The sequence below is a fragment of the Kitasatospora sp. NPDC101447 genome, assembly GCF_044767225.1.
In the GTDB taxonomy this organism is placed as follows: Bacteria; Actinomycetota; Actinomycetes; order Streptomycetales; family Streptomycetaceae; genus Kitasatospora.
Genome location: NZ_JBIWNL010000018.1, coordinates 1 through 12,745, shown reverse-complemented (window position 1 = coordinate 12,745; position 12,745 = coordinate 1). Strand labels below are relative to the sequence as shown.

Annotated in this window: 9 protein-coding genes; 4 read left to right on the top strand and 5 right to left on the bottom strand. The window is 74.4% G+C overall.

Annotated features, from left to right (window positions below; genetic code table 11):
• Positions 1 to 26 precede the first annotated feature (26 nt).
• Complete coding sequence (locus ACIRST_RS24380) at positions 27 to 1,214, bottom strand: beta-eliminating lyase-related protein (protein ID WP_350521648.1); 1,188 nt, start codon at positions 1,212 to 1,214, stop codon at positions 27 to 29.
• Between the two features lie 375 nt (positions 1,215 to 1,589).
• Between ACIRST_RS24380 and ACIRST_RS24375 the strand changes: the two genes are divergently transcribed.
• Positions 1,590 to 2,648, top strand: coding sequence for a M23 family metallopeptidase (locus ACIRST_RS24375; protein WP_402804305.1), 1,059 nt, complete (start codon positions 1,590 to 1,592; stop codon positions 2,646 to 2,648).
• Positions 2,649 to 2,655: 7 nt separating this feature from the next.
• Here the strand turns inward: ACIRST_RS24375 and ACIRST_RS24370 are convergent, their stop codons facing one another.
• Positions 2,656 to 3,486: a TetR/AcrR family transcriptional regulator gene (locus ACIRST_RS24370; RefSeq protein WP_402804303.1), complete on the bottom strand. Its 831-nt coding sequence runs from the start codon at positions 3,484 to 3,486 to the stop codon at positions 2,656 to 2,658.
• A gap of 223 nt (positions 3,487 to 3,709) precedes the next feature.
• Between ACIRST_RS24370 and ACIRST_RS24365 the strand changes: the two genes are divergently transcribed.
• Complete coding sequence (locus tag ACIRST_RS24365) at positions 3,710 to 5,302, top strand: MDR family MFS transporter (protein WP_350521651.1); 1,593 nt, start codon at positions 3,710 to 3,712, stop codon at positions 5,300 to 5,302.
• An 83-nt stretch (positions 5,303 to 5,385) separates the two neighbouring features.
• On the opposite strand, the gene ACIRST_RS24360 is transcribed toward ACIRST_RS24365, so the two are convergent.
• Positions 5,386 to 6,315, bottom strand: coding sequence for an A/G-specific adenine glycosylase (locus ACIRST_RS24360; RefSeq protein WP_402804301.1), 930 nt, complete (start codon positions 6,313 to 6,315; stop codon positions 5,386 to 5,388).
• 308 nt (positions 6,316 to 6,623) lie between these two features.
• Here ACIRST_RS24360 and ACIRST_RS24355 point away from each other — a divergent pair, with 308 nt between their 5' ends.
• Positions 6,624 to 7,502, top strand: a complete 879-nt coding sequence (locus tag ACIRST_RS24355; protein ID WP_402804299.1) for a hypothetical protein — start codon at positions 6,624 to 6,626, stop codon at positions 7,500 to 7,502.
• Positions 7,503 to 7,723: 221 nt separating this feature from the next.
• Here ACIRST_RS24355 and disA read toward each other — a convergent pair whose 3' ends face one another.
• A complete protein-coding gene (gene disA, locus ACIRST_RS24350) occupies positions 7,724 to 8,782 on the bottom strand; it encodes a DNA integrity scanning diadenylate cyclase DisA (protein WP_350521739.1) in 1,059 nt (352 codons plus the stop codon).
• Positions 8,783 to 8,983: 201 nt separating this feature from the next.
• The gene (gene radA, locus ACIRST_RS24345) at positions 8,984 to 10,519 is read right to left on the bottom strand and encodes a DNA repair protein RadA (protein ID WP_350521653.1); all 1,536 of its coding nucleotides are present in this window, start codon (positions 10,517 to 10,519) and stop codon (positions 8,984 to 8,986) included.
• Positions 10,520 to 10,669: 150 nt separating this feature from the next.
• On the opposite strand from radA, the gene ACIRST_RS24340 reads away from it, so the two are divergent.
• Entirely contained in the window at positions 10,670 to 12,670 is a 2,001-nt protein-coding gene (locus ACIRST_RS24340) for a sigma-70 family RNA polymerase sigma factor (RefSeq protein ID WP_402804297.1), read from the top strand.
• Positions 12,671 to 12,745: the final 75 nt, after the last annotated feature.

Here is a 12,745-nt window from a genome sequence, read left to right as displayed (position 1 = left end):
GGCCGCCCGTCAGGGCCGGCGCCTGGTCAGGGCCGGCCGGCGCGGGTCCGCAACCGGTCCAGGAAGGCCGCGGCTGCCACCTCGACGTCGGCGCCGGTCCAGTCGAGGGCGGGCGAGGCGACCGTGACCTCGGTCATCGCCAGGCCCGGCAGCTCGCGTTCGCGCCAGGCCCCGAACAGCCCGATCCCGGTCTCCTCGGCCTGCTCCAGCGAGACCTCCTCCAACTCCTCGGCCGGGTACGGCAGCCAGAGCCGGAACTGGTGGGTGTGCGGCGGGGCCGGGTGCACCCGGGCGCCGGGGACGGCGGCAAAGGCCCGGGCCAGCGCCTCGGCGACCGTCCGGGCGTGCGCCACGTACCCCTCCAACAGCGGCAGTTCGCGCTCCAGACCGGCCAGCGCGGCCAGCGCGAACGGCCACTGCTGGAAGAGCTGCCCGCCGTAGCGGTGGCGCCAGGCCCCGGCGGTGCGCACGAAGCCCGCCGAACCGGCCAGCGCGGCACCGCTGATCCCGCCGAGTGTCTTGTAGAAGGAGACGTAGACCGAGTCGGCCAGGGCGGCGACCTCCGGCAGCGGGCGGCCTAGCGCGACCGCGGACTCCCAGATCCGCGCACCGTCCAGGTGCAGCGCCGCGCCGTGCTCCTCCCGCACCACCGCGGCCAGCGCCCGCAGCCGCTCCCAGTCGGGCAGCACGAACCCGGCGTCGCGCAGCGGCAGTTCCAGGCTCAGCGCGGCGTACGGCTCGTCCAGGGCGCGCACCTCCTCGGCGGTGGGCTGGCGCGGCGCGACGGTCGGCCAGAGGCTGCGCAGACCGGTGAGGACGCCCAGCGCGTGCCGCTCGTGCCGGTCGGTGTGGGCCAGCGGGTGGGTGGCGACGGTGCGCAGCCCGGCGGCCTCGGCGTGGATCCGCAGGGCGACCTGCTGGGCCATCGTGCCGGTCGGGAAGAAGGCCGCGTCCTCGGTGCCGAGCAGCCCGGCGACCCGCAGCTCCAGGGCCCGGACCACGCCGTCGCCGTACTGGTCCGGCCGGTCGTCCAGATCGGGGGCGGCTCCCTTCCCGTCCGGAGGCGGATCGGCCAGGTCCGCGAGGCGTTCGCGGATGGTCCGCGGCCGGACGCCGGACAGGATGCGCTCGCAGCCGCGCAGGGCGGCGAAGCGGCGGTCCGCCGGGCTCGGGCGGTCACCGGCGTCGGGGTCTTCGCTCCTGTTGCCATACATGGGTCGATGGTCCCGCAGCGGGCCCGACCGGTCATCGGTGCGGACGCAAGCGGTTCGGACGGAGGCGGTTCGCGCCCGTCAAACCCCGGCCGCGGGTGGTACTGGTCACAGGCCCTCGCCCCGGTACGACCGGCGGTAGTAGCGGGGCCGGACGGGCCGGTGAGCCGTCCGGGAGCGGTCGTGGGCGACCGGACCCCGTGATCGTCGCCCCGCCGGTCCGGGGATCCGGCGTCGCACCGACTAGCCGCGGTAGTACGTCACACCGTTTGGGAGTGCGCCCGGTGCCGGTTAGACCTGTGTGGTCCCCCGCTCAGCACGCGCCCCGGACGGGCCCCGTCGTGCTGCCCCGTCTCGACCCGTGAGGTACGGCCACCGATGTCCACCGTCCCGCCCGTGGGGCCGACCCTGCGCCGGCTCGCCGCCCGTACGGCGGCCCAGGCGGCGGCCTGGCAGCCCCGGCTCGGCCACGCCGTCCGCACCCGCGTCACGCCGCTGCGCACGACCTGGCAGCCCCGAATCGACAACGCCGTCCGCATCCGCGTCACGCCGCTGCGCGCGACCTGGCAGCCCCGGCTCGACAACGCCGTCCGGGCCCATGTCGCGCCGCTGCGCACGCTCGCCACGCCCCGGCACACCACCCTGCCGGGCAGCCGTCAGCGGGCCGAGCACGACCACGCGCTGGCCTCGGTCGGAGCGGCCGCGGCGCTGCTGGCCGGCGTGCTGCTGGTCGCCGCGCCCGGCAGCGCCTCGGCCCAGACCGTACGGCCCACCACGCCGGGCAGCTCGGCCTTCACCGCGCCGCAGGCGGAGGTGCCCGCACCGGGACTGGTCCAGGTGGCCGGCCCCAGCGCGTACAAGCTGCCCGGGGACGGTCCCTCGGCCCAGCAGTCCGTGGCGGTGGCGGCCAACCTGCTGCCCGCCGATCCGCCCGCCCCGGCCGCGGCCGCGCAGCCCGAGCCGGTCGCCGCGCCGGCGCCCGAACCGGAGCCCGCCCCGGCCCCGGCGCCCGCCCCCGCCCCCGCCCCCGAGTGGTCGGCGCCGGTGCCGAACGCGCCGACCAGCAATCCGTACGGGGTGGCCAACCGCGAGTACGCGGCCGGGTACCACACCGGGGTGGACTTCGCGGTCTCCCCGGGCACGCCGCTGCTGGCGGTCGGCAACGCGACCGTGGTGTCGGCCGGTTGGGACGGCGCGTACGGCAAGGAGGTCGTGCTGCGGCTCGCGGACGGGCACTTCGCGCAGTACGCGCACATGTCCTCGCTCGCGGTCTCGGCCGGCCAGCACGTGTCGGCCGGCCAGCGGATCGGGCTCTCGGGGAGCACCGGCAACTCGACCGGACCGCACCTGCACTTCGAGATCCGCACCAGCAACCGCTACGGCGCGGTGGTCAACCCGGTCGCGTACCTCTCGGGGCACGGCGTCACGAACTTCTGACCGTCCCTCACGGACCGACGGGGGCGGACGCGGGCGGTGCCGGCGGGGCCGGAGCAGGTGCGGGCGGCGCCGGCGGAACCGGGGCAGGCGCTGCCGGCGGAGCCGGGGCGGGCGCGGGCGGCGGGGCCGGGGCGGGCGCTGCCGGCGGGGCCGGGGCGGGCGGCGCCGGCGGAGCCGGGGCAGGCGCTGCCGGCGGGGCCGGGGCGGGCGCGGGCGGTGCGGGGTGGCTGATCCGGCCGCCGATCTCCAGCGCGATCTCCCGGGCCGCCCGGATCGCCTCGTCCAGCGTGGCCGCCGTGTCCAGCGGCTCGCCCCAGACGTTCTCGGCGTGGCCGCAGTCCGCGGTGTCCTGCTTGAGCAGGAACAGCGACGAGTGGACGGTGAACAGCGCCATCGCCGCCCGCAGCCGGTCCGGGAAGTCCGCGTTCGGCCCGTGCACCAGCTGCATCATGGTGATCATGCGGTCGCGGAAGGCCAGCCCGGCCGGCGACTCGCGCAGCGCGGGCTGGTTCTCGTGGAAGAAGCGCAGCAGCGGGGCCCGCTCGGCCATCCCGTCCGCGAAGCGGCGGATCAGCTCGTCGCGCATCTCCGGGCTCCAGGACTGCTTGCGGCCCCACTCGATGGTCTCGTCGATCGGCGCGGCCATCCGCTCGACGATGCCCAGGACGATGTCGTCCTTGGTCTTGAAGTGGTAGTAGAGCGCGGCCTTGGTGACACCCAGGCGGTCGGCGATCTCGCGCAGTGAGGTCTGCTCGTACCCCTGCTCGGAGAAGAGCTCCAGCGACACCTCGATGATGCGAGCCCGGGTGTCGCTGCGGGGGCTGTGCGGAGTGCCCATGGCCTGCCTCATGACTGCGTCGGTGACTTCTGCGGATCCCCGGGGTGGCGTCCGCCCCGGGCACATTCTCCCTGCCCAGGTGGCCGGTTCGGAAACTGGCTTGACGACCGGCTAGGGAACAACTTACCGTGCCGACGTTACAAGAAACTAGCCGGGCGTCAAGTAAGTAGCCGCCGAGCGGCGCGGATGCGCGTCCCAAGCACCCTCCGGGAGACCCCACCTCATGTCACAGTCCAAGACCGCCGCTCCGGTGCCGGAGGACAAGACGGCCGAGGAGGAGCAGCCGCGGTCACCCCGCGAGATCCGCCTCGTCATGGTCGGCCTGGTCGTCACCATGCTGCTGGCCATGCTCGACAACCTGATCGTCGGCACCGCGATGCCGACGATCGTCGGCGACCTCGGCGGCGCCGAGCACCTGTCCTGGGTGGTCACCGCGTACACCCTGGCCACCGCCGCCTCGACCCCGATCTGGGGCAAGCTCGGCGACATGTACGGCCGCAAGGGCACCTTCCTCACCTCGATCGTGATCTTCCTGGTGGGCTCGGCGCTGTCCGGCCTGTCGCAGAACATGAACGAGCTGATCGGCTTCCGCGCCGTGCAGGGCCTGGGCGCCGGCGGCCTGATGGTCGGCGTCATGTCGATCATGGGCGCGCTGGTTCCGCCGCGCGACCGCGGCAAGTACCAGGGCATGTTCGCCGCGGTGATGGCCCTCGCCACCATCGGCGGCCCGCTGGTCGGCGGCTTCATCACCGACCACCTGAGCTGGCACTGGACCTTCTACATCAACCTGCCGCTCGGTGTGGTCGCGCTGGCCGTGGTCATCGTGACCCTGAAGCTGCCGAAGGTCCGCAGCACCGCCAAGATCGACTACCTGGGCGCCATCCTGCTCACCGTCGGCATCACCTCGCTCGTGCTGATCACCACCTGGGGCGGCCAGCAGTACGCCTGGGGCTCCAAGCAGATCCTCGGCCTGGCCGCGCTCGCCGCCGCCTCGCTGATCGCCTTCTGCTACGTGGAGCAGCGGGTCGAGGAGCCGATGCTCCCGCTGACCCTGTTCAAGAACCTGAACTTCACCCTGGTCTCGATCATCGGCTTCATCGTCGGCTTCGTGATGTTCGGCTCGACCGTCTTCCTGCCCCTCTACCAGCAGATCGTCCAGGGCGCGTCGGCGACCAACTCCGGCCTGCTGCTGATGCCGATGATGTTCGGCATGCTGGTCGTCTCGCTGGTGGTCGGCCAGGCCGTCACCAAGACCGGCAAGTACCGGATCTACCCGATCATCGGCACGATCGTGATGACCGCCGGCATGGTCCTGCTCTCCACCATGGGCGTCGGGACCAGCAGCTTCACCTCGGCCTGCTGGATGGTCGTGCTCGGCGCCGGCATGGGCTTCCTGATGCAGATCACCATGCTCGTCGCGCAGAACAGCGTCGAGCTCAAGGACATGGGCGTGGCCAGCTCCACCGCCACCCTGTTCCGCACCATCGGCGGTTCCTTCGGTGTCGCGCTGTTCGGCGCCCTGTTCAACAACCGGGTGACCGACACCATGAAGGAGAAGCTCGGCGAGCAGGCCGCCGGCGGCGGCGTGAAGGACCCGGGCCAGATGAGCCCGGCCGCCCTGCGCAAGCTCCCCGAGAACATCCAGGACGCCTACCACCACGCGGTGTCCAACGGCATGCACACCGTCTTCCTGTGGGGCGCCGGGGTGGCCGTGATCGCGATCGCCGCCGCGCTGTTCCTGCGCGAGGTGCCGCTGCGCGGCACCGGCAAGGGCGAGAAGCCGGCCGAGGCCTCGCTGGAGGCGGCGGCCGTCTGACGGTCCCCGCTCCGCACCGCACGACCCGGCACGACCGCGGCGCCCCCGGGAGGTCCTCCTCCCCGGGGCGCCGTCGTTCCGTCCTACTGCGGCAGGCGGTAGACACCCTGCTCGACCGGCTCGACCAGGCCGTCCGCGACCAGGCCGTCCAGGGCCCGGGCCCGCTGCACCGCGTCCGGCCAGACCGCGTCCAGCCGGGCCTGCTCGACCTCGCCGTGCGCCTCCCGCAGCACCGCGAGCAGCTTGCCGCGCACCTGGCGGTCCGTCCCCTCGTAGGACTGCCCGCGCCGGGCCGGACCCTCGTACGGCGGGCGGCCGGCCCGCTGCCAGGCGCAGCCGGCGAACAGCGGGCACTCCCCGCACTCCGGGCCGCGCGCGGTGCAGACCAGGGCGCCCAGCTCCATGACACCGACCGCCCAGGTGGCGGCGGTCCCGGCATCGGCGGGCAGCAGCACGGTGGCGGTACGGCGCTCGGCGGCGGTGGTGGCCTGGGCCGGGTACTCGACGCCGGTCACCGCACGGGCGAAGACCCGCCGGACGTTGGTGTCCAGCACCACGTGCCGCTGGCGGAAGGCGAAGGAGGCGACCGCGGCGGCGGTGTACTCCCCCACCCCGGGCAGCGAGAGCAGCGTGGCGTGGTCGTCCGGGACCTCGCCGCCGTGCTCCTCGGTGATCGCCACCGCGGCCGCGTGCAACCGCAGCGCGCGGCGCGGGTAGCCCAGCCGGCCCCACATCCGGACCGCCTCGCCGGCCGCCTCGGCGGCGAGGTCGGCGGGGGTCGGCCAGCGGGTCATCCACGCCTCCCAGGCGGGCAACACGCGCTTGACCGGGGTCTGCTGGAGCATGAACTCGCTCACCATGACCGCCCAGGGCGTCGCGTCCGGGGCCCGCCAGGGCAGGTCACGCTTGGTCGCCTCGTACCAGTCCAGGACGGTCGAGTGGAACAGCGGCAGGGGCATCGGGAGCCGGGCGTCGTCGGTCCCGGCGGCGGCGGTGGCGGTGATGGCAGTCATGGCCCTTCGATCCTCCCACGCCCTCCGACCCGGCCGAAGTGGAGCAGAGGGGTCCGGACCACCGGAGGACCATCGAAGGACCATCGGAGGACCCTCCGGCGGCATCACGGAGACCACGCCGGTGATCACCGCGGAGGTCACGCCGGCGAACGTTTCGGAGAACGTCCCGGAGAAGTTCCGGAGAAGTTCCGGACAATCAGCCCTTCGGGGCTCCCTCGAACGGATCAAATGGCGGATCATGTGAAGGAAGGGACGACTGTGCGGTGTTGGTGAGTCAATCGCCACACACAGTCTCGTAGAGTTTGGTCGTGCCCTCTCTGCGTCAACCCGTGGGACCGCTGCCGGCCTCGATCTACTGGCGTCGGCGCGTCGTCGTGCTCGCCGCCGTCGCGGCGGTCATCGCCCTGATCGCCTGGCTGATGACCGATCAGGGCGGAGGCGGTGACGGCGGCTCACAGAGCAAGGCCGCACAGGCCGTTCCGTCCCAGAGCCAGACCCCTGCCCAGGCCATCACGCCCGGCGCCTCACCGAGCGGCCCCGCCGCGCGCCCGGGCGGCGGCTCGGGCGGTTCCGGCGGCGGCCCGGTGGCCGGCGGCGGCGGCACCGAGGTCAACCTCAGCGGCGGCTCGACCGGCGGCGCCAACCCGGCTCCCGCCGGCGGCTCGGGTGGCTCCGGCGGTGCCGGTGGCACCGGTGGCGGCGCGGCGGGCGGATCCGGCGGCTCCGGTGGCTCCGGCGGTGGCGTCCCGGCGTTCAACACGCCCGAGGTCATGGCGCTTCCGGTCTGCGCCTCCTCGCAGGTCGCCCTGGAGCTGGCCGGCACCCAGAACTCGTTCCAGCCCAAGGACAAGCCGCGGCTCGCCCTGACGGTCAAGAACTCCACCGGCGCCAACTGCCGGGTGGACCTGGGCCGGATCGCCTCCGCGATCACCGTGAGCGCCAGCAACGGCGAGCGGGTCTGGTCCTCCGGCGACTGCCCGGCCGACAAGGGCAGCATCTGGGTGCAGCTGGCGGCGAACGGCAGCCAGACCGAGACCTTCACCTGGGACCGCAGCCGCAGCAAGCCGCAGTGCGCGACCGCCGACCCGACGCCGCCGTCGAACGGCACCTACGTGGTGCTCGCCGAGCTCACCGGGCTCTCCGGGGACAAGGTCTCGGCGCGGACCTCGATCCGGCTGGACAACTGAGGGTCGGTCGACTCCGTTCGGGAGCCCCCGGTCGCCGCGGCGGCCGGGGGCTCCGGCGTTCCGGGGCCACGGGGTTGCGGAGCTACGGGGTTACGGAGCTACGGGGTTACGGGGTTACGGGGTTACGGGGTCACCGAGCTCCCGGAACGGTGACCCCGGGGCCCGGACGCGGGACGGCCCCCGGGGAAGCGTTCCCTGGGGGCCGTCCGCACGTCGTCGGATCAGACGTAGCGTTCCAGGATGGACGATTCGGCAAGGCGGGACAGGCCCTCGCGGACCGAGCGGGCCCGGGTCTCGCCGACGCCCTCGACCGTCTGGAGGTCGTCGATGCTCGCGGCGAGCAGCTTCTGCAGGCCGCCGAAGTGCTCGACCAGGCGCTCTATCACCGTGTTGGGCAGGCGCGGGATCTTCGCCAGCAGACGGTAGCCGCGCGGCGAGACGGCGGAGTCCAGGGACTCCGGCGTGCCCGAGTAGCCGAGCGCCTTGGCGACGGTCTGCAGGTCCAGCAGCTCGGCGTGGGTGAGCGCCTCCAGGTCGGCCAGCACCTCGTTGACCGTCCGGCCCTTCTTGGCGGCCCGCTCCGGGAAGTAGTCCCGGGCGACCAGTTCGCGCTCCGGCTCCACGCCCGCGATCAGCTCGTCCAGCTGCAGCGAGAGCAGACGGCCGTCGATGCCGAGTTCCAGCACGTAACCGGCGATCTCGGTGGCGATCAGCCGCACCATCTCCAGGCGCTGGGCGACGGCCGTGACGTCCCGGACCGTCACCAGGTCCTCGATCTCCAGCGCGGAGAGCGTGCCGGCCACCTCGTCCAGGCGCAACTTGTAGCGCTCCAGGGTGGCCAGCGCCTGGTTGGCGCGGGACAGCACGGTGGTGGAGTCCTCCAGCACCCGGCGGGTACCGTTGACGTACATCGCGATCAGCCGCATCGAGTGCGAGACCGCGACCACCGGGTAGCCGGTCTGCCGGTTGACCCGCTCGGCGGTGCGGTGGCGGGTGCCGGTCTCGTCGGTGGGGATGGTCGAGTCCGGCATCAGGTGCACACCGGCGCGGACGATCTTGGTGATGTCCTTGTCGAGCACCACCGCACCGTCCAGCTTGCACAGCTCGCGCAGCCGGGTGGCGGTGAACTCGACGTCCAGGACGAAGCCACCGGTGCACAGGGACTCGACGGTCTTGTCGATGCCCAGCACGATCAGGCCGCCGGTGTTGGCCCGCAGGACCCGCTCCAGGCCGTCACGCAACGCCGTGCCGGGCGCGATGGCGGTGAGGGAGGCCCGCAGCAGGGCCTCCTCACGGGAGGCCTTGTCCGCCCCCCGGTCGCTGGCTGCCACGTGACTCCTCCGGTCGACCCCGTGCCGCGCGCCTCGCGCCGTGCGCCGGTCCGCGGTCTGTTGCTCTGTCGCTCAGTACCGCTCGGTACTGCCTTCTGGCCAATGAGACTGGGGAAAGTCTAACTGCGTGCGGCTGCGGCAGGGCTTGGGTCAGCGCAGTTCGTCGGAGTCGAGCGGCTCCCAGCCGTCCATCAGCTCCTCCGGGTAGGCCGCGACCCGGGCCGAGCGCGGGGCCGGCGGCGCCGACGGTGCCTCAGCACGCCCCTCGGCACGCCCCTCGGTACGCCCCTCGCCGCGCGGCTTGGCGGCGGCCCGGCGGCGGCCCGGGATGGCCCGCAGCGCCTCGCCGATGTCGGACACCTCGACCACCTTCATGCCCGGCGGCACCTTGCCCGGGTCCGGCGGGACCAGGGCGTGGGTGAAGCCCAGCCGGTGCGCCTCGGCGAGCCGGCGCTGCACGCCCGTCACCCGCCGCACCTCGCCCGCCAGGCCGACCTCGCCGATCGCCACCAGGTTGCTGGGCAGCGGGGTGTCGGTGGAGGAGCTGGCCACCGCGAGCGCCACCGCGAGGTCGGCGGACGGCTCGCTCAGCTTCACGCCGCCCACCGTCGCGGTGTAGATGTCCTGCTTGCCGAGCTTCACCCCGCCGTGCCGCTCGACGACGGCCAGGATCATCGCGATCCGGGGCGACTCCAGGCCCGAGGTGGTCCGGCGCGGCGAGGGGATCTGCGAATCCACCATCAGCGCCTGCACCTCCGCGACCAGCGGGCGCTTGCCCTCCAGGGTGACGGTGAGGCAGGTGCCCGGGACGGGCTTGTCACGCCTGGTCAGGAAGAGGCCGGACGGGTCGGCCAGGCCGACGATGCCCTCGTCGTGCAGCTCGAAGCAGCCCACCTCGTCGGTGGCGCCGTAGCGGTTCTTGACCCCGCGGATGAGGCGGAGCCGGGCGTGCCGGTCGCCCTCGAAGCTGAGCACGACGTCCACCAGGTGCTCCAGCAGGCGCGGGCCGGCGATCTGGCCGTCCTTGGTCACGTGGCCGACCAGCAGGGTGGCCATGCCGCGCTCCTTGGACGCCCGGATCAGCGCGCCCGCCACCTCGCGGACCTGGGCCGGGCCGCCGGGGGCGCCGTCCAGCTCGGCGGAGGCGATGGTCTGCACCGAGTCCAGGATCAGCAGGCCGGGGTTGACCGCCTCGATGTGCCCCAGCACCGCGCCGAGGTCCTGCTCGGCGGCGAGGTAGAGGTGCTCGGAGAGGGCGTTGATCCGGTCGGCGCGCAGCCGGACCTGGCCGGCCGACTCCTCGCCGGTGACGTAGAGCGTGCGGTGCCGGTCGGTGGCCGCCTTGGCCGCGACGTCCAGCAGCAGGGTGGACTTGCCGACGCCGGGCTCACCGGCCAGCAGCACCACCGCGCCGGGCACCAGCCCGCCGCCGAGCACCCGGTCCAGCTCCGGGACGCCCGTCGAGCGGGCCGTCGCGACCTGGCCGTCCACCTGGGCGATCGGGCGGGCCGGGGCGCTGACCGGACCGGCGGCCGTCGTCCGGATCGGCACCGCGCCGTACTCCTCGACCGTCCCCCAGGCGTTGCACTCCGGGCAGCGGCCGACCCACTTGGGCAGCTGGTTGCCGCACTCGGTGCAGCGGTACGCGGGGCGCGGCTTGGCGGTGGTCTTGGAACGCGGAGGCATGCGGCCCACGGTAGCGCCTGGGTACGACAGCGGCGGTCCGCCACCGGGCTCGCCGCGCGTCCACACAGATGGGCGATGTTGTTACCCGAAAGAAGTACATACGCGGCGAATGGCGGGGTCGGGCGGTCCGGCTTCCCTACCGTCGGAGGGGTGACAACGCGAACTGTTGGGCCGGCCGGGCCGCAGGCCTCCGCCGTGCTCGCGGCGTACGACCGGCAGGTGGACGGCCTGTTCACCTACTGCCTCTCGGTGCTGTGCGAGCACGACGCCGCCGCCGACGCCCTGCGCGAGGTCCGTGAGCTGGCGCAGCGGCACGGCGCCCGGCTGGCCGAGCCCGGGCTGGTACGGGCCTGGCTGTTCTCACTGGCCCGGTACTGCTGCCTGCGGCGACTCGCGGACGGGGCCGGGGTGGTGGACGGTGGTGGGGGCGCGGGCGGTGGTGGGGCTCCGGGCGGTGGTGGAGCCTCGGGCGGCGGTGGGGCCCCGAGCAGCGATGGGGGCACGGCCTGGGCCGGGGTTGCGGCCGGGGGCCGGGCTGCGGCCGGGTTCGGACGGGTGGCCGGGCGGGCGCCGGGGGCCGAGCCGAGCGAGATCGAGACGGCCCGGCGGCGGCGCGAGCTGGCCTCGCTCGCCTGGCCGGAGGCGGCCGGCACCGACCCCGAGCAGCGCGAAGCACTGGAGCTTTCCGTCCGGCACCGGCTGACGCCACTGGAGGTGGCGGCGGTGCTGGGCCTGCCGTTCGAGCGGACCCGTGTGCTGCTGGTCGGCGCGGAGGCCGAGGTCGCCCGGACCAGGGCGGCGCTGCTGGTGCTCGGCGTGGGCAGCTGCCCGGAGCTGGACCGGCTCGGCGGGGCCGGGGCGGAGTCCTGGCGGGACTGGGTGCTCGGCCCGGCGCTACGGCGGGAGCTGGTGCAGCACGTGGTGGACTGCCCGACCTGCCGGGGGACGGCGGAGCGGGTGGCCGACGAGGCGGCGAAGGGGGCGGCGGGGCTGTCCGGGCTGCCGCTGCTGGCTGCTCCGACGGGCGCAGTGGGCGGCGTGGGCGCAGTGGGCGGCGTGGACGCTTTGGGTGTCGTTGGTGGGGCGGGCGTCGCCGGTGTCGCGGGTGCCGCGGGTGGCTTCGGCCGTGTGGTGGCCGAGCCCGGGCTGCGGTTCGACCAGAGCGGCTTTCCCCGGCACCGGGCCCCGGACGCGGGGCGCGGACTGGCGGTCCGTCGGCGGGTGGTGACCACGGGTGTGCTCGCGGCCGTGCTCGCTGCGCCGGTGGTCGCGCTCTGGGCCGGGCACCGGGGTGGCGGGTCGGGGGCGGCGGCCTCGGTGTCCGCGGTGCAGGTGAACGAAGCAGGCCCGGCGGCCGGACAGCGGTCACCACAGCCGTGGCCGGGGAGCGGAAGCCAGGTCGGCCAGGGCGGACCGGGGGTGCCGGGGCTGGAGTTGGCCGGGACGGGCGGGGGCAACGCTGCAGAAACGTTGCTTCCCGGTTTTCCTCGACTGACCTTTCAGGGCGCCGTGGTCCCCGTCCCGGCCCACGGCGCCACCCCGCTCGGCAGCCCGACCCTGGTCGCCGCCCCGGCCCCCGTCCTCGAACGGACCTCCGGACCGGGTGCGCCCGACCCGGCCCCGGCCGGACTGCTCACCGTCGAGGCCGGCGAGTACGGCAGCCGTACGGTCCTCACCCTCACCAACTCCGGCACCACGGAGATCCGCTGGCACGCGGTGACGGACGCCGGCTGGCTCCGGCTCAGCCGCGACTCCGGCACGCTCGCGCCCGGCCAGCGGATCACCGTGATCGTCACCGTGGACGAGGACCTCGCACCGACCACGCACTGGACCGCCCGGATCGCACTGCCGCCCTCGCAGGCGGTGGTCACCCTGGAGGGCGGCCCGCAGAACCGCGGCGGCTCGGCCTCCTCCCCTCCCGCCCCATCCCCGACGACGTCCGCCCCGCCGACGGACTCCCCCTCGCCGACCGCCACGGGCGCACCCTCCCCGTCGGGCTCGCCGTCGACGACACCGCCGGCCGGCACGCCGTCCGGCTCCCCGTCCCCCTCGGGCACCCCGACGGCTCCCGCGACGAACAGCCCCTCGCCGCGCCCGACCGGGGCGGGAACACCGACGGCGTCGCCGACGGCATCGACGGCGACGCATTAGAGGCGGCGTCGTTCCGGCAGTGCCACCCGAGGTAGGCGTGAGGGGTGGGGGGGGGGGGGGGTGGGGGGGGCGGGC

Coding starts and splice junctions, on each gene's coding strand:
- ACIRST_RS24380 (WP_350521648.1), bottom strand. CDS start 1,214: ATGTATGGCAACAGGAGCGAAGACCCCGACGCCGGTGACCGCCCGAGC.
- ACIRST_RS24375 (WP_402804305.1), top strand. CDS start 1,590: ATGTCCACCGTCCCGCCCGTGGGGCCGACCCTGCGCCGGCTCGCCGCC.
- ACIRST_RS24370 (WP_402804303.1), bottom strand. CDS start 3,486: ATGGGCACTCCGCACAGCCCCCGCAGCGACACCCGGGCTCGCATCATC.
- ACIRST_RS24365 (WP_350521651.1), top strand. CDS start 3,710: ATGTCACAGTCCAAGACCGCCGCTCCGGTGCCGGAGGACAAGACGGCC.
- ACIRST_RS24360 (WP_402804301.1), bottom strand. CDS start 6,315: ATGACTGCCATCACCGCCACCGCCGCCGCCGGGACCGACGACGCCCGG.
- radA (WP_350521653.1), bottom strand. CDS start 10,519: ATGCCTCCGCGTTCCAAGACCACCGCCAAGCCGCGCCCCGCGTACCGC.